At 58.4% G+C, this 17,434-nt stretch carries 15 protein-coding genes; 4 read left to right on the forward strand and 11 right to left on the reverse strand.

The features are described from left to right. Window positions 1–7: 7 nt before the first annotated feature. Window positions 8–1,744, reverse strand: coding sequence for a proline--tRNA ligase (locus tag WG936_RS01535; RefSeq protein ID WP_339571927.1), 1,737 nt, complete (start codon window positions 1,742–1,744; stop codon window positions 8–10). A 19-nt stretch (window positions 1,745–1,763) separates the two neighbouring features. Continuing rightward, window positions 1,764–2,303 (reverse strand): hypothetical protein, encoded by a 540-nt coding sequence (locus WG936_RS01540; protein WP_339571928.1) that lies wholly within the window; start codon window positions 2,301–2,303, stop codon window positions 1,764–1,766. Window positions 2,304–2,332: 29 nt separating this feature from the next. Between WG936_RS01540 and yaaA the strand changes: the two genes are divergently transcribed. Both yaaA and WG936_RS01550 read left to right on the forward strand, forming a co-directional pair. Continuing rightward, a complete protein-coding gene (gene yaaA, locus WG936_RS01545; RefSeq protein WP_339563351.1) occupies window positions 2,333–3,037 on the forward strand; it encodes a peroxide stress protein YaaA in 705 nt (234 codons plus the stop codon). A gap of 24 nt (window positions 3,038–3,061) precedes the next feature. Beyond that, the gene (locus WG936_RS01550; RefSeq protein WP_339571929.1) at window positions 3,062–5,002 is read left to right on the forward strand and encodes an MMPL family transporter; all 1,941 of its coding nucleotides are present in this window, start codon (window positions 3,062–3,064) and stop codon (window positions 5,000–5,002) included. A gap of 7 nt (window positions 5,003–5,009) precedes the next feature. Here WG936_RS01550 and cobA read toward each other — a convergent pair whose 3' ends face one another. Genes cobA through mqo form a run of 7 tightly spaced genes read right to left on the reverse strand, consistent with a single transcriptional unit; the run spans window position 5,010 to window position 11,983 of the window. Further along, window positions 5,010–5,747, reverse strand: coding sequence for a uroporphyrinogen-III C-methyltransferase (gene cobA, locus WG936_RS01555; RefSeq protein WP_339571930.1), 738 nt, complete (start codon window positions 5,745–5,747; stop codon window positions 5,010–5,012). Then, a complete protein-coding gene (locus WG936_RS01560) occupies window positions 5,740–7,113 on the reverse strand; it encodes a cobyrinate a,c-diamide synthase (RefSeq protein WP_339571931.1) in 1,374 nt (457 codons plus the stop codon). Before WG936_RS01560 ends, cobA begins: the two co-directional genes overlap by 8 nt. After that, the gene (cobO, locus tag WG936_RS01565; protein WP_339563347.1) at window positions 7,107–7,712 is read right to left on the reverse strand and encodes a cob(I)yrinic acid a,c-diamide adenosyltransferase; all 606 of its coding nucleotides are present in this window, start codon (window positions 7,710–7,712) and stop codon (window positions 7,107–7,109) included. The genes WG936_RS01560 and cobO overlap by 7 nt, the downstream gene beginning before the upstream one ends. A gap of 51 nt (window positions 7,713–7,763) precedes the next feature. After that, window positions 7,764–8,654, reverse strand: coding sequence for a VOC family protein (locus tag WG936_RS01570; protein WP_339571932.1), 891 nt, complete (start codon window positions 8,652–8,654; stop codon window positions 7,764–7,766). A 17-nt stretch (window positions 8,655–8,671) separates the two neighbouring features. Continuing rightward, window positions 8,672–9,484, reverse strand: coding sequence for a vWA domain-containing protein (locus WG936_RS01575; protein WP_339571933.1), 813 nt, complete (start codon window positions 9,482–9,484; stop codon window positions 8,672–8,674). After that, window positions 9,411–10,478, reverse strand: a complete 1,068-nt coding sequence (locus WG936_RS01580; RefSeq protein ID WP_339571934.1) for an ATP-binding protein — start codon at window positions 10,476–10,478, stop codon at window positions 9,411–9,413. Before WG936_RS01580 ends, WG936_RS01575 begins: the two co-directional genes overlap by 74 nt. Window positions 10,479–10,483: 5 nt before the next feature. Further along, window positions 10,484–11,983, reverse strand: a complete 1,500-nt coding sequence (gene mqo / locus WG936_RS01585) for a malate dehydrogenase (quinone) (protein ID WP_339563343.1) — start codon at window positions 11,981–11,983, stop codon at window positions 10,484–10,486. A gap of 523 nt (window positions 11,984–12,506) precedes the next feature. On the opposite strand from mqo, the gene mtr reads away from it, so the two are divergent. Together mtr and WG936_RS01595 are read left to right on the forward strand one after the other, a co-directional pair. After that, complete coding sequence (gene mtr, locus WG936_RS01590; protein ID WP_339571935.1) at window positions 12,507–13,886, forward strand: mycothione reductase; 1,380 nt, start codon at window positions 12,507–12,509, stop codon at window positions 13,884–13,886. 252 nt (window positions 13,887–14,138) lie between these two features. Then, a complete protein-coding gene (locus WG936_RS01595; RefSeq protein WP_339571936.1) occupies window positions 14,139–14,411 on the forward strand; it encodes a hypothetical protein in 273 nt (90 codons plus the stop codon). Between the two features lie 711 nt (window positions 14,412–15,122). On the opposite strand, the gene WG936_RS01600 is transcribed toward WG936_RS01595, so the two are convergent. After that, window positions 15,123–16,556, reverse strand: a complete 1,434-nt coding sequence (locus tag WG936_RS01600) for a cobyric acid synthase (RefSeq protein ID WP_339571937.1) — start codon at window positions 16,554–16,556, stop codon at window positions 15,123–15,125. Further along, window positions 16,557–17,429 (reverse strand): type I methionyl aminopeptidase, encoded by an 873-nt coding sequence (map, locus tag WG936_RS01605; protein WP_339563331.1) that lies wholly within the window; start codon window positions 17,427–17,429, stop codon window positions 16,557–16,559. Window positions 17,430–17,434: the final 5 nt, after the last annotated feature.

Below are 17,434 nucleotides of genomic sequence, written 5' to 3' on the forward strand. Positions count from 1 at the left end.
GCCGAACCTACTTAAGCAGTTCGGCTACCTTTGCCAAGGCATCGTCATAAGCGATTTCTAAGGTCTCGCCGCCTCGGATACGCACCTCGACGTTGCCATCAGCGAAGGATCGTCCCAGGATTACGGCGACCGGCATTCCGAGTAACTCGGCATCCTTGAATTTTACGCCTGGGGATACTTTTGGACGGTCGTCGATAAGCACTTCGATGCCGGCTTCGGACAGTGCTTCAGCCAAGGACTCGGCGGCCTCCGTAGCTGCGGCATCCTTGTTTGCCACTGCCACGTGCACCTGGAATGGCGCGACTTCGGCCGGCCAGACCAGTCCCTTTTCATCATGCATCTGCTCGGCGAGCACTGCGATGAGCCTGGAGACGCCGATACCGTAGGAGCCCATGGTCGGGATCGCGGTCTTGCCGTTTTGATCCAGGATCTGGACGTCGAACGCCGAGGTGTACTTGCGGCCAAGCTGGAAGATGTGGCCGATCTCGATGCCGCGCTGCAGGGTCAGGGTGCCCATGCCGGCCGGCGCTGGGTCGCCTTCGCGGATTTCCGCAGCTTCGATGAAGCCGTCCGGAGTGAAGTCGCGGCCGCACACCATGCCCACGACGTGGTGGTTAGCCTGGTCTGCGCCGGTGATCCAAGAAGTACCTTCCACCACACGCGGGTCGGCGAGGACACGGACACCGTTGTCGGCCAGAGCCTTCGGGCCGATGTAGCCCTTAACCAGGAATGGGTTCTTGGCAAAGTCTGCTTCTTCAGCGAGTGCCACTTCAGCAGGCTCGAAGGCCGCTTCGAGGCGCTTCATGTCTGCTTCACGGTCGCCTGGCAACAGGACTCCGGTGAGCTCCCATTCTTCGCCCGGCTGCCGGACCTTCACCACGAGGCACTTCAAAGTGTCCTTCGCTTCAGCCTCAATGCCGGCAGATTTAGCCCACTCGACCAGCGCGTCAATGGTGACAGCGTCCGGGGTTTCATGAATGACGGCCTCCGGCTGGCCCTCGATTGGTCGTTTTTCGCCAGGCTGCGTCACGACGGCCTCAACATTGGCCGCGTAGTCGCCATCGGTGGCGGAAACGAAGGTGTCTTCGCCGTTCTCGGAAATCGCCAGGAACTCTTCAGATGCGGAACCGCCCATGGCACCGGAGGTGGCGGCACAGATGGCGTACTTCACGCCGAGGCGGTCGAAAATACGCTGGTAGGCCACGCGGTGCTGCTGGTAGGACTCCTCCAGGCCTTCGTCGCTCATGTCGAAGGAGTAGGAGTCCTTCATCACGAACTCGCGGCCGCGCAGGATGCCGGCGCGAGGGCGTTCTTCATCGCGGTACTTGGTCTGGATCTGGTACAGAGTGACCGGGAAATCCTTGTAAGAGCTATAGAGATCTTTCACCGTGGCGGTGAACATTTCCTCATGGGTCGGGCCGAGCAACATGTCGGCGCCCTTGCGGTCCTTGAGCCGGAACAGACTGTCGCCGTATTCGGTCCAGCGGTTAGTCACCTCGTAAGGTTCGCGTGGCAGCAGTGCCGGGAAGGACAGCTCCTGCGCGCCAATAGCGTTCATCTCCTCGCGGACAACCGTTTCAATGTTGCGGAGGACTCGCAGGCCCAGCGGCAACCACGAGTAGACTCCCGGGGCGACGCGGCGGATGTATCCGGCGCGGACGAGGAGCTTGTGGCTAGGGACTTCAGCATCTGCTGGATCCTCACGCAAGGTGCGCAGGAAGAGCGTGGACATACGAGTGATCATGGTTGATAAATATACCGCGCTAGTCAAAGGGAACGAACACGAGATACCAAGAATCTCCCAGGTCGCGTCGTAACTCCATATGCTGCGGCACCTCAAGCCCGCCTGGTGCGTGTACGACGTAGTAGGAGTCTATGAATCCGCCCCCTAAATCGAAGGCCGGGTTACCTGCCACATCTGTGCAATAGATATCTCTGGTTAGGCCGGCGGTACTGGGGCATTGGCCTGCGGCTATAGCGTGTTCCAAGTCGGCCTGGATGACAGGCCAGTGGATCCTCTCCGAGATGCCGAGGCCTAGCACGAGCGCAGCAAAAGCTAGCACGAGCAAGGGCCATATCAGTGATCGATAGATTCGCTTCCCCGCAATCGAAACCACGATCACGGTTAGATAGAGCACTCCGAAAACCGGGAAAGCCAACATGAGGCCAATGAACCAAAACGCATGCGCGCCTCCTGGGACACTTGCTTCATAGAACAGGAACACCAGGCAGATTGTTAAAGCCACAGCCATAACAATCTCCACAACCACCGGGATTTGCTCCCGCGGGCCTGAAGCCTTCAAGCAGCCCACCTCCTACTACAGTATGACCCATGTTGATCGTGTTGCCTCCTTCGGAGACGAAAGCCTGGGGCGGGGATGGCCCGGCGTTGGACGTCGATAAGCTCAGCTTCCCCGAACTGAACACCGTGCGTCGAGACTTGCTGCGGATCCTCTCGCACATGACGGATGCGCAGGCTATGAAGAATCTTGGCCTGTCAGAAAAGCAGCTGGCCGAGGCCGTCGCGAATCGCGAGCTACTCTCCTCTCCCACGATGCCGGCGATCCTGCGCTACACCGGCGTGCTTTACGACGCCCTGTGCGCCGAATCCCTCCCGCCAAGTGCCCTCGACAAGCTCGCCGTCGGTTCTGCACTCTTCGGCCTCGTGCGCGCCAACGACATGATCCCCCACTATCGTCTTTCTGGCGGTAGCAAACTCCCCCGCTCCACCAAAACAATGAAAGCGCGCTGGGGGACCCGCATCACAACGGCGCTGTCCGCAGAAAAGGGACTGATCGTCGATCTGCGCAGTGGCACATACCAGCAGCTCGGCCCCGTAAAGGACGCAGTCACTGTGCGCGTGGAAAAGGACGGCAAGGTAGTCAGCCACTTTAATAAGCACTACCGCGGGCTAGTGGCGCGGGAGTTGGTTTTGGCAGAGCCTTCTCATTCCGTGGAGCAGGTTATAGCGGTTCTAGAAGCTGCTGGTATGAGTGTTGAACGCCGCTCTCACTGGGAGTTATGTTTGATTGTGTAGATGTCACAATTAAACTACTGCACTATGACTGCAACTTCATCGCACCGATTTCGGTTATGGTTCCTCATCACGCTTTTGATCGGCATTGCCGGAATCGGTTTCGGAGCGAATGAATCCACCTCTAGTTCAGTAGATCGTTTGCCAGAGGGATTCGACTCAACCTTCGTTGCCCGTGAAATGGCCAAAATTCCAGGTGACGAGACCTCTGCCGCTATTGCAGTTCTCAGCTTTGAGGACCCCGCAACACTTGCCAGCCTTCAACCCTTGGCGAATGAACTCGGCGGCCCGGTGATCCCGGCGCAAGACGGCACCGCCGCCATGATTCCTTTCGAAGTCCCAGACGGTACGAACGCGGCAGATAAGCAAACCATCGAGGAACTCCGCGCCAACCTCACTAGCAAGCTGCCTGAGGGAGTGAGTTCCCAGGTCACCGGGCCGGTTGCTATCAGCGCGGATCTGGCCAATGTGTTTTCTGGCGCGAACTTCATGCTACTGGCGGTGACGGCCACGATTGTGGCGGTGTTGTTGATCGTCACTTACCGTTCCCCATTCCTGTGGTTGTTGCCTCTCCTCATCATCGGTATTGCAGACCGCTTTGCCACTGTGACCTCTACGCATCTGTTGCATGCGAGCGGCGCAATTGCCGACGAATCCACCTCAGGAATTTTGTCGGTGCTTGTGTTTGGCGCGGGCACTGACTACGCACTGCTGCTGATTTCTCGTTATCGCGATGAACTGCACAATCACGCAAACCGATTCGCCGCCATGCAGGCATCCTGGTGGCCGACCACCAAGTCGATTGTTGCCAGCGCGTCGACAGTGATGTTGGGGATGCTTTGCCTGTTGCTTTCGTTGGTACCAGCAACTCGTGGCCTTGGCCTCGCCTGCGCATACGGCATCGTCGTAGCTGCCTTGTTTGCGATTTTCGCATTGCCAGGCATGCTCGTCCTCTTCGATCGCTGGATCTTTTGGCCTAGAGTGCCTCGCAACGGCACCGAGGTTCAACACGGCGCCGTCTGGGACAAGGTTGGTGGCTTAGTGCGCAAGCGCGCTTACGCGGTCATGAGCATCGCGATCCTACTGTTAGTTGCCGCTGGCACCTTGCTGATCGGTGCCCGCGTCGGTCTCTCCACGACCGAGCAGTTCCTGGATACTCCAGAATCTATACAGGCCTCCGCTACTTTGGAAACAAAATTCGGTGCCGATGCCACACCGGCAAATGTCTGGACCCAGGATCCGGAAAGAACCACAAAGGAAATTGAAGGTCTCGGTGGTCGAGTGATGAGCACCAGGTCCGGTGATGGCTACGAAATCCTTATGGTTTCTGGTCCCGGACCTGCAGAGCTACGCAGCACGCTAAGCAACGCCAAAGTTGGAGGCCCCGAGGCGGAAAACATCGATAGCATTGCCAGCGCCAAACGTGATCAACGGGTAGTGTTCCCGCTTCTTGCTTTGCTGGTGACCCTTGCGCTCGGCGTCCTCATCCGTTCAATCACAGCGCCGATCATCATGGTTGCCACCGTGATATTGACGTATTTCTCCGCAATGGGCATATCGTGGGTGCTGTTCACCCAGGTCTTTGGTTTCAGCGCCATCGCGGAAACTACCCCGCTGTATGCTTTCGTCTTCCTTGTCGCTTTGGGCGTGGATTACAACATCTTCTTGATCACCCGTGCCCGCGAGGAAGCCGATCGCATTGGTACCCAAGAAGGTGTATTGAAAGCTTTGTCTGCAACAGGCGGTGTGATCACCTCCGCTGGCATTTTGTTGGCTGCAGTATTCGCAGCGCTTGGGGTGCTGCCACTAATCGCACTCGCCCAGATGGGCGTGGTGATCTTCATAGGCGTGCTCATTGATACGCTGCTCGTTCGTACCGTGGTTATGCCGGCGATCGTTACCAAGATGGGTGATAAGTTCTGGTGGCCAGCCAAGGTGAATCGCGCTCAATCACCAGCCATTGCCTGAAAAAGGACTACTCCCCTAGTCCTACGACTTCACCAATGACGATCACAGCGGGCGGCTTCACGCCGTTGTCGACCAACGCAGCTCCCAATGACCCCAGGGTGGTCCGGAACCCGGTCTCAGCAGCAGTGGTGCCTTCCTGAATCACCGCGACAGCAGTGCTGGCAGCGCGACCGGCGTCGATAAGCGCGGCAGCGATCGCCCCACCGTTCTTGACCCCCATGATCACCACGAGCGTGCCCCCCGTCTGGGCGAGCGCTGGCCAGTTGTTCAGTGAGCTCGGGTGGCCAGGCGGAACGTGGCCGGATACAACGGTGAAGGAATGCACCATGCCACGTTGCGTGACGGGGATGCCAAATACTGCGGGTACAGAAATCGCGGATGTCACGCCCGGAACAACCTCGCAGGTAAGGCCGGCCTCGGCGCAGGCTTGGACTTCTTCAAATCCGCGGCCGAATACAAAGGAATCGCCGCCCTTGAGCCGAACAACCCGACGCCCAGCAGCAGCATAAGAGACAATTAGCTCATTGATCTTTTCCTGCGCCATCTGTCGCCCATAAGGCAGCTTGGAACAATCAACTACCTCTTTAGTGGAGATGTCACACAGCTGCTTCAGCTCGGAGGTAGGCCCAAGATGGTCCGCGAGGATCACGTCGGCTGCCTGCAGCCGGTGCATCCCGCGCACGGTAATCAAATCCCACGCACCTGGGCCGCCACCAACCAGAGAAACTAAGGGCGAATCAGTCATGGACAACTACTTTAGTAGGTTCGCTACACGCAGCTAGGAAACGCTCCACCGCTTGTGGCACAGCTGCCGGGTGAACATGCAGGTAAGAAGCGTGAACGTTGCCTTGCACGAATCCTTCCCGCCGCAGCGACCCATCCCATGCTTTCCACCCCCACGCCTGTGAAAACCCTTCGGCCAAAGCGGAGACCAGCGCCGTGTGGTGAAACTCGTGACCAATGATCCGCTCCCCTGCCCGGTACAGCACGCTGTCCGCCAACACCACTGCCTCGCGATATCCGAGCACTAGCCTCCTGCGCATCGCAGCATGGACAGGAATTACGCCGAGCATCGGGTGTGCATCTAGCGAATCTGCCAGCCACAACAGCCCGGCGCACTCGGCGTGGACGGGTTTGCCGGCCGCGACGTGGGCACGCACCGCGGCGCGCAGTTCGCTTCTCGACGCCAACAGCTCCACATGCTCTTCCGGGAAACCCCCCGGAATGACTAGTCCTTCGCATTCTGGCAGGGGATCTTGCAATGGATCGAAATCGACGACCGTGGCTCCTGCGGCCGCCAGCAACTCACGATGCTCGGCATAGGCGAAAGTGAACGCGGGTCCGCCTGCCAGTGCCACGCGGACCGGAGTTTGCGGGGCCACTGCCGATTCCGGCGACCATGCCTCGCCGTCATAACTGCAACGCGCCAATTCAATCAGAGCGTCCAAGTCACAATGCTGCTCTACCAGCTCCGCCATCCGCTCGACAGCATCCCGAGCTGCTTGTCCGTGTTCTGTGGCAGTAACCAGGCCCAGATGCCGGGATGGCACCTCGATCTTCTCAAAGCGAGGCAAGGCTCCGAGTACCTGTAGACCTCGAGCCTCGATAGCCTCGCGGCACACCGCCTCGTGGCGCTCGCTGCCTACTTGGTTCAGAATCACGCCAGCAACCCGCACCCTGTCGGAGAAGCTAGCAAAACCATGCACCAGTGCGCCTACGGATTGGCTCATTCCACGCACGTCCACGATCAGTACCACGGGCAGCCCTAATTCGGAGGCGATTTCTGCCGTGGAACCAGCTGGGATGTCCGAGTGGGAGTCGGTGATGCGGCCGTCGAAAAGCCCCATGACGCCTTCGACCACGGCGATGTCAGCCCCCGATGCGCCATGCGCGTACAGCGGACCAATGAGTCCTGGGCACATGACGGAATCCAAATTGCGGCCTGGCAAGCCGGTGGCCAAGCCGTGATAACCAGGGTCGATATAGTCCGGGCCGACTTTGAAGGGGGCGACTTTCATGCGTCGAGCCAGCGCCGCCATGAGCCCCGTGGCGATCGTCGTCTTCCCGGTCCCCGAAGCTGAAGCCGCGATGACCAGGCCAGGAGTTACCACTCGATGCCCTTTTGTCCCTTGCGTCCCGCATCCATCGGGTGCTTGATCTTGCTCATCTCGGTGACCAAGTCAGCGGCCTCGATGAGCTTAGGATCCGCATCGCGCCCAGTAATCACCACGTGCTGTTTTCCTGGCCGGTTGGCCAGGGTTTCCACCACGTCGTCTACATCAACCCATCCCCATTTGATCGGGTAGGTGAACTCGTCGAGCACATAGAAGTCATGTTCTTCGGCTTGTATGCGGCGCTTGACTTCCTCCCAGCCCTCGCGGGCATCGCGCGCATGATCCTCGTCGGTCCCCTGTTTCTTGGACCAGGACCAGCCCTCGCCCATCTTGTGCCACTGGACGCTACCTGGCTCCAATTCGCCGAGTCGCTTAAACACCGATTCTTCGCCAACTTTCCACTTCGCGGACTTCACGAACTGGAACACGCCCACTTTCATGCCTTGGTTCCATGCGCGCAGCGCCATGCCGAAAGCTGCCGTGGACTTGCCCTTTCCCGGGCCGGTATGCACCGCGGTGACAGGCAGGTTTCGACGCTGGCGGGTGGTCAAGCCGTCATCAGGAATGTTTGCGGGGTCAACTTTTCCTTGGGGCATGGGGTCCTCTCTGGTTTTCCAAGTTAGAACGTGAAGATGCAGGCTAAGGCGCTAGCTCGGCCCCGTGCGGCCACCGAACTCGGCGACTATTATCTTGGTCATCCTCATCATGGTCTCATAGGCATTCGGGGCACTCATCAGCTCCCCGAAGTTCGCCGGGATAACCTGCCACACCAGACCAAAACGATCCACGCACCAACCGCACGGTTGTTCTTGCGCGGCGAGGCCGTCCCACAGCTGATCAATCTCCGTTTGATCCTTGGCCTGGATAAGGAAGGAGATGCCACCATCAAAAGTGAAATCCTGCGGGACGCCGGAATCCATGGCGGTGAACCACTGCCCTGCCAGCTGAAACTCGGAAAACATGACCTGGTGCGGGTCGTCTGGGTAGCTGACACGACGTCCTACTGCGGAATCAGCAATGAGCTCGCAGTAGTAATCGACGGCCTCTGCACAGTGCCCTTGGGCGGCACCACAGAACATCAGCGCGGGGATGATATGTGGCCGGGGCTCGTTCTCTGGACGGGTGAGGATGAGCTGCCAATTTAGGCCGTATTTGTCCTCAACCCAGCCATAACGCTGGCTGAAGGGGTACTCGCCGATATCCATGAGGATCCGGCCTTCCCGCGCCAAGGCAGACCACAATTGGTCGTTGTACTGCTCGGCATCCGTGAACTCAGCCGGGTCGACGTTGACCATGAAATTCACTGCCGGGTTCGGGCGGTAGTGATCATCCGCATTGATCAGCGATAGCTGCAGGCCAGCGATCTCCATATCCACCATGAGGTCCTGCCCCGCAAGGTGTTGCTGAAAATCGGGTAGGCCTTCCGTGGGGTAGCTTTGCGAACCGCAGATTCTGGCCGAGCGGAAAACACCGGTGTAGAACTCCGCCATCTCCCGGGCATTGCCGTCACACCAAATGTTGGGGATGATCTTCTGCATAGTACTGAGGCTACCGACTAAATGGCATCGATGATGCCGGCGACGGAGTCCGCATTGAGTTCATCGAGGGTGATGCACACCGCGCCCAAATCCTGCGCCAAAGTCTGAGCGAGGCCCAGCCGAATGCGACCGCCCTGCTCGCAGTCAACGACCACGGACGCTGCAATACCGCGCTGTGCGATGATGCCCGCAGCCTGGCGCATGCCGCTGTCTCCGGAAGCGCCGGTCGCTCGGCCGTCGGAGAGCACGACCAGAATAGGCTCCTTGCCGGGATCCCTGCGGTACTCCCGCTCGATGAGGTCATGCGCCATGAGCAGTCCCTCTCCCAATGGGGTGCGGCCGCCAGTAGCAACATCGCTCAATCTGCGGACAGCAACATCAATCGAGCTGGTCGGAGGCAGAATCAGCTCCGGGGTGTTGCCGCGCACGCTGATGACTGCCACTTTATCGCGACGCTGGTATGCATCCGAGAGCAGCGAGAGGACCGCTCCTGTCACCGCAGAGAGGCGATCTCGGCCCGCCATGGACCCAGAGGCATCCACGAGGAAGACGATAAGATTCGAACGTTTGCCGCGCCGGAGCTGTCCACGCAGGTCTCCCGGGCGAAAATCGATTATCTCGCCGTGAATCCGGGCGCCCCGTTCGGCGGCGGCGAAGACGCTGCCGATGAGGTGTAACCCATGGCCGTCGCGACGCGCGCGCACGCTGGAGCCCACGGTCGACCACGCCGCTGATCGACGCCCCGGCGCACCTATCTCACTGAGCGAACGACGCCGCAGTACTTTTGGAGCGAAACTGGGCGCCGGTGTCGGCGCTACCTGCCTTTCCATCCGCATCCGGCGTCTCTGGCACGTTTCCTTCAGTGGGCTCTGCAGGCTCACTTGGGTCATCCGGCAGCTCTTCATTGAGCGCATCGTTTAATGCATCGTCGAGCTGCTGTTCGTCTACACCCGGCTCGTCAAAAGGATTGCGACGCTTCCGGTGTGGCAACGCCAGCTGGGCCGCCACCCGAATATCTTCCTCGCTCACGCTCACAGCATTGCGCCAAGCTGCATGAGCGACGGCCGCGCGCGCAATCACCAGGTCAGCGCGCATGCCATCGACGTCGAAGCTCGCGCACACACTAGCAATCGCGCGCAGTGCCTCGATGTCCAATTCGATCTCGCCGACCCGATCCCGTGCAGTCTGGATCCGGGCACTGATCTCGGCTGTGTGCTCCGCCCATTGCTGCGAGAAACCGGCTGGGTCCTCTTCGAAAGCCAAGCGACGGCGCATGATTTCCGTGCGCGTGTCCACCTCACGGCTGGCCGCAACTTCCACTGCGAAGCCGAAGCGGTCCAACAACTGTGGCCGAAGCTCCCCCTCCTCCGGGTTCATCGTCCCTACCAGGACAAAGGATGCCGGAGAAGAATAGGAGATACCGTCGCGCTCGATACTGACGTGGCCGGTGGCCGCGGAATCAAGCAAGGCGTCGATCAGGTGGTCTGCCAGCAGGTTGACCTCGTCGACGTACAACACGCCACCGTGTGCCTGTGCGAGCAGACCCGGCTGGTACTCGGCTTTGCCGGTGGTGAGCACCTTTTCGACGTCAATGGAGCCAATCACACGGTCCTCGGTAGCACCCAAGGGCAGGTTGATCAGTGGTGCGTCACCGAGAAGCGCTGCGAAGGCACGAACGGTGGTGGTTTTGGCGGTTCCCTTTTCGCCACGCACGACGACGCCCCCAATCCGGGGCGAAATCGCGTTGAGGATGAGAGCGAGTTTGAGTTGCTCTTGTCCTACTACCGCAGCGAACGGAAAGCCCGGATTGGGGGCGACAGTCAAGGTATTTAGTCCTCCAGCTTGAGAGTCTTCTGCGTGCGCTGCCAGACTTCCTGGAAGAGCTGCTTATCGCCGGAAAGCGATACGCCATAGGTCGGGACCATTTCCTTGAGCTTTGGTCCCCACTCGATCATGCGGTTGCCGAAGCATCGCTCTAGGACCTCGATCATCGCGGATGGTGCGATGGAAGCTCCTGGAGATGCGCCGAGCAGGCCAGCAATAGTGCCGTCGGAGTTGTTGATCAGGGCGGTGCCGAACTCGAGGGAGCCGAACTTAGGGAAGCCAGCTGGCTTGATGATCTGGACGCGCTGACCAGCGATGACCAACTCCCAATCCTCGGCCTTAGCGGTTGGCATGTACTCGCGGAGGGACTCCAGGCGAGCTGCCTCGTCCTTCATGACCTCGGTGACGAGGTACTTGGTCAAGCCCATTTCCTGCACGCCGACGCCCATGTAGGAAGGCAGGTTGCCCGGACGCATCGACTTAAACAGATCCAAGTAGGAACCCGCCTTGAGGAACTTAGGGGTCCACCCGGCATATGGTCCGAAGAGCAAGCCCTTCTTGCCGTCGATAACGCGGGTGTCCAAGTGTGGGACAGACATTGGTGGGGTGCCAACGGATGCCTGACCGTAGACCTTGGCGGCGTGCTGCTCGATGAGTTCCTCGTTGGTACAGCGCAGCCAAGCGCCGGAAACTGGGAAGCCACCGTAGCCCTTGATTTCCTTGATGCCGGACTTCTGCAGCAGTGGCAGCGCCATTCCGCCAGCGCCGACGAAGACGAAGTTCGCCTTCACCGTCTGCAGGTCACCGGTGTGGACATTCTTGACGGTGACGAGCCACTTGGCGCCGTCTGCCTTGATGTCCTTCACCTCGTGCCCGTAGCGGATTTCGGTGCCGCCCTTTTCAGCGGCGGCGAGGAACTGCTTGGCCTGTGCACCATAGTTGATGTCGGTGCCGTTGTTGAACCAAGAGATGTTGACCTTTTCGGCCTCGAAGTCGCGGCCCTTTGCCATCAATGGCAGGAACTCAGCGAACTTAGCATCGTCCTCGGAGTATTCCATCCCCTCGAACAAAGTGTGCTTGGAGAGCTTCTCGTAGCGCATCTTGATGTACTTAACTTGGTCATCGCCACGGCCGAAGGAAACGTGAGGAACCGGGTTGATGAACTCGCGGGGCTCGGTGAGAATGTCGTTTTCCACCTGGTGCGACCAGAACTGACGCGAAACCTGGAACTTCTCATTGATGTTCACAGCCTTGGAGATGTTCACTTCGCCGTGCTGCAGTGGGGTGTAATTCAGCTCGCAGAGTGCCGAGTGGCCGGTACCTGCGTTGTTCCACGGCGAGGAAGACTCTTCCGCTGGCTGATCCAAGCGCTCAAAGATTACCTGAGACCAAGTTGGCTCGAGCTGCTTAAGCATCGCCCCTAGCGTGGCGCTCATGATACCTGCGCCAATAAGGACTACATCTGCCTCGTCAGTTACCTTTGCGCTTACTTTTGCTTCGGACACTGTAGCTCAACTTCTTTCATCAACTATGCAATTCATTTAGAACCTGGAACACCGAAAATCCGCCTAAGCTTCTACTTGCCGCGGACCCGGTATGCCAAGGTGGACTTCCATTCCCGTTGCCGATTCCCTGTGACCGACAACTCGTCCGTTAACCCTCAACCTTACGCCGAAAGAATGCGTCATTGGGAAAAGACCGGGATAAAACCTAAGTTTTTAGGCGCCATTTCTCCCCCATTCGCCGTTTCTAGCTCACATTTTGAGCTGGTTCTTTGCTCAGGTTTGCTGCTATTCGCGGCGAATTTCACCCCCAAAAGTCGCCAGCGCCATTCCGGAAAAGCGCCCCCTGAAACCGCGGAAAACTCTTCTGTTAGCAGCGTTCTACATCTGATTCACGGGAAAGTTTTCCCTCTTCGCCGGAGGTCTTGGCCAGATGCCAGACGGGTCGCATAACCTTGGGTCAAGACAATCCCATGAAACTAGCCGTCGATACGCGTGGCGCTAGCGTTCTAGACAAGGAGCTTCCGTGAGCAAGCATTACGACATCATCATTATCGGAACTGGTTCCGGCAACTCCATCCCCGGCCCGGAGTTTGATGACAAGTCCATCGCGATTATTGAAAAAGGCACTTTCGGTGGCACTTGCCTCAACGTCGGCTGCATCCCTACGAAGATGTTCGTCTACGCAGCAGATATCGCTCGCGCCATCGACCATGCTGACCGCTATGGCATCGCGGCGCACCGCACGGCAGTGGATTGGCCATCGATCGTAGAGCGGGTTTTCACTCAACGCGTGGATCTCATCGCAGCAGGTGGTGAACAGTACCGTCGGGGCCCGGAAACCCCGAATGTTGATGTGTACGATCGACACGCATCCTTCACCAGCCCCAACACATTGAAGACGGGCCAAGGCGAAATGGAATGCGAGATCAGCGGCGACACCATCATCATCGCAGCCGGCTCTCGCCCGCATATCCCGGCCGCAATCGCGAACTCCGGAGTGCGCTTTTACACCAACGAAGACATCATGCGCATGCCTTCGCTGCCACGTCGAATGACCATTGTTGGTGCAGGCTTCATTGCCTGCGAGTTCGCGCACGTCTTTTCCGCGCTCGGCGTCGAGGTCACCCAATTGGTGCGCTCCCACCGCATGCTACGCAGCATGGATGAAGACATCGCCACAGCCTTTTCCCGCGCCGCCGAATCTCAATGGGAAGTCCGCTATGACTGCGAGATCACCGGCGCACGCGGCCAGGAAGGCGACCTGACGCTGCAGCTTAACGACGGTAATAGCCTAGAAACTGATGTCCTCTTGGTAGCTACCGGGCGCACGCCAAACGGTGACCAAATGAACCTCAGCGCCGCTGGGATCGAAATGAACGGTACCGCCATCAAGGTCGATACCTTCGGACGCACGAGTGCCCCAGGGGTGTGGGCGCTTGGCGACGTGTCCTCTCCTTACCAGCTCAAGCACGTTGCCAATGCAGAGATGCGCGCAGTACGCCACAACGTGTTACACCCCGACGACTTGCGGGAAATGCCCCACGACTACGTCCCTTCTGCGGTATTTAGCAACCCGCAGATCGCAACTGTTGGGCTCACTGAGGCGCAGGCCCGCGAGCGCTACGACAACATCACCGTCAAAATCCAGAAGTACGGAGACGTTGCCTACGGTTGGGCGATGGAGGATACGGATAGCTTCGCCAAGCTGATTGCCGACCGAACCACCGGACGCTTACTGGGCGCACACATCATCGGCCCGCAGGCATCCACCCTGATCCAGCAGCTCATTACCGTGATGGCTTTCGATCTTGACTGCCGAGACGTAGCCACCAAGCAGTATTGGATCCACCCTGCCCTGCCGGAACTGATTGAAAATGCGCTGCTCGGATTGGAATTCGAGTAAAGAAGCGGTGGCGCTTTGCTTTCAGCCGTTGCCGTAGTGGGTTGGTACGTTGAGGGGAACTTAGCAAGAATTCTTGTATCTCGTATACAACACTTGGTAGGCCAAGTGCATGATGGCGTTCTCCTCCTAGTTGGGTAGTGAACGCAAGCTTTGGGTGTGCCGGAGGTCGAGTTGTAGGTGTTCTTAACTCCCAGTTAATGAGATTGAAATTTGCCGTAGCAGTTCTGAGCGCAGTTTATAGATTGAGGCACATTGAGTAACTTTTGGTTTCCACTTTTAATCCTGGTGGGTGCAGCAGTAGTATCCATCAGTGCTGCTGCAGCTACCAAGACGCAAAAGCCGAAGCATCCATTGGTGGAGCGATCATCAATATTGGGCTTTTGGTCATTCCTAGTTGCGACTGCATTTTACATTGCTGCAGCTGTTACCCTTTTTCAGGAGCGAACCATCCTTGCAGCAAGTTTAGCGCTGGTAGGGCTTCTTGGCTGCGCCATAGGATGTGGCACCACACGGAAAAGTGCATAACCACTGCGATCCGAAATCGACTCGTAAGCTAGGCAACGTTCCCGATATCACGGATGAGCCCCTGCCCTGATAGCTCAATAGCCTTTCCCGCACTCGCGGGGGTTTTCATGTACGTTCTAGGCCGCTGGCTAGCCATTTCCGTAGTGTAAGCAGCGTGTCCTTCGTACTTGTAGCTAGCATCGATGCCCTTCATGAAACTTGCGCGTTCAAGTGCTTGTTCTGATAGGGCCCCTGCAACAGCGCCTTAATTTCCATGTCTTTGACGGGGCTTCGCTCCATTGCCAGTAGATAGTCCTCTTTTGAGTTTTTCGTCCGATCGAGGCTTCCCCACCGGTATCAAAGCGCAACTTGCACTTTGAGTATCCTAGAATTCTGCCGCTCTGGTGGGTTTGCTTCTCAAATCCACCGGTGACTTCCTCAAAGCTTTCTTCTCTGTGTCATGCGCAGGCAGCCGTACGGTGTTCCCTGCTAGTCCTTGTGTTTGTTTCCGGCACGGTTGTTGTCCTTCAAGAGCTTCTAACTCACCGCTAAAAGTCGCAGGTAGGCCTCTTCCCGACCTGACTTTGCCCACAGCGAATTCTCTTGCTCGCTGCGCGCACTTCGCCACACATCGGCGCATTCAACGATGCCCATCGTTTGCCTTCCCTGCCAGTGACTTAGATATCATCTCAGCGTATTCCGAAGCCGGTCCCGCTGCAGTATCAACTGTGTTTAGCTTTTAGCCCCAGCCACTTTCAGCAGCTCATCCAAATCCCACGCCGCCTCAAGAGCATCCGCGATCAGATCCAGCTGCCGTAGCCGCTCGGCTTGGAAGGACACGTCTGGGGCAACCTGGAACCCGGGTTTGGCGGCTGCAGCGGCCACCCATTCCAAGAATTCCCGTCGGAAGGCATCGTTTTCCAGCTGGCCATGGCGGTGGGTTCCGCGCAGCGACCCCCGGGCGGCGCCTTCTGAACCAATCCATGGTTTCTCTGTAGAGCGTGCTACTTGCCCATGATGTACCTCGTAGGCGCCTCCATCGTGCTTGATCAGTGTCTTTTCGGGAGCAAAGGCAATATCGATATCAAACAGACCGAGGCCTGCGGTGGTGGAGGAAGATTCTACTGGGTCGTCGATAAGCGTGCACATCATTTGGAACCCGCCGCAGATGCCGAGGGTCGGGAGGGTACGGCTGGTCACGGCCTCCGCAATCCCTGTCGAGCGCAACCACTGTAGGTCAGAGACGGTGGCTTTGGAGCCTGGTAGGACGACGAGATCGGCATCCGCGATGAAGTCCGGATCCGCAGACCAGGTGACGCTGACGCCCGGTTCGCAGGCCAATGCCTCAATGTCCGTGGCATTGGATACCCGCGGCAGCCGGACCGCTGCTACACGCAGGTGTTGGCTGCCCAGTGCACGGGTCTGGGGACCGACGCTGGTGCCGACGACCGATTGCAGGGAATCCTCGGCATCGATCCACAGGCCTTCGATAAAAGGCAGCACCGCGACGGTCGGCACGCTGGTCAGGTCTTCCAGCTGCACCAGCCCTGGGTCGAGGATGCTTTGATCGCCACGGAATTTGTTGATCACAAAGCCTTTGATGCGTTCTCGATCCCGGGGCGCGGAAATGAAGTAAGTGCCGTAGAGGTGCGCGAGTACTCCCCCGCGATCGATATCGCCAACGATATAAACCGGCAAGTTAGCGGCTTCAGCGAGCCCGAAGTTAGCTACGTCAGTCTCACGCAGATTGATTTCCGCAGGGGATCCCGCCCCCTCACAGATCACTAGTTCAAAGCGTCGTTCCAAATCCGCGAGACAATCCGCCGAGACTTTGCGTAGGTGGGCACGGTGTTCGATGTAGTTTCGTGCGCTCACGCTGCCGCGCGCTTGTCCGCGCACCACCAGTTGCGACGTCCGATCCGAACCCGGTTTGAGCAGCACCGGGTTGAAATCTACGGAGGGCTCTAATCCGCAGGCCAGCGCCTGCAGTCCTTGGGCACGGCCGATTTCTCCCCCATCAGGGCACACCACCGAGTTGTTGGACATGTTCTGCGCCTTGAATGGCGCGACTCGGATTCCACGTCGGGCAAGGGCGCGGCACAAACCAGCCACGACTACCGATTTACCCGCGTCGGAGGTGGTACCGGCGATGAGGAGCGCAGACACTTAGATGTCTTCGTCTGGGAGGGTCAGAATTTCGTTGCCCTCGTCGGTAATGACGATGGTGTGCTCGAACTGCGCGGTGAACTTGCCATCGCGGTTCTGCACCGTCCAGTCATCATCCCAGATGTCGTAGTCCAGGGAGCCCAGGTTGATCATCGGTTCGATGGTAAGTGTCATTCCTGGTTCAAGGAGATCGGTGTAGACGTCGGAGTCGTAGTGCAGCACCACCAGCCCGTTGTGGAACGTTGGGCCGACACCGTGACCGGTGAAGTCACGCACTACGTTGTAGCCGAAGCGCTTGGCATAGGACTCGATGACTCGTCCGATCACGTTGACCTGCCGGCCTGGTTTCGCCGCTTTAATGCCGCGCATTGTGGCTTCCTTGGTGCGTTCGACCAACAGCCGATGCTCCTCCGAAACCTCGCCGGCCAGGAAGGTGGCGTTGGTATCTCCGTGGACACCATTTTTGAAAGCGGTGACATCGATGTTGACGATGTCCCCCTCTTGAATCACCGTGGTATCGGGAATTCCATGGCAAACAATCTCGTTGAGGGAAACACAGCAAGACTTGGTGTATCCCCGGTAGCCCAAGGTTGATGGGTAAGCACCGTGGTCGCACATGTACTCGTGCGCTACGCGGTCGACTTCGTCGGTAGTGACCCCTGGCTGCACTGCCCGCCCTGCAAGCACTAGCGCATTCGCAGCGATCTTGGAGGCTTCCCGCATGGCCTCGATTACCTCTGGGGTCTGGATGAGAGGCTCCCCCATTGCCTCTTGGACTTCGGACTTCCAAGCATATTCCGGTCGTGCGATGTGGTTCGGAACGGTCCGGATGGGGGTTGATTGTCCTGGGGTTAATTTTCCGCGCGTACTCATGTAAT

The sequence above is a fragment of the Corynebacterium sp. H127 genome, from assembly GCF_037482665.1.
Taxonomy (GTDB): domain Bacteria; phylum Actinomycetota; class Actinomycetes; order Mycobacteriales; family Mycobacteriaceae; genus Corynebacterium.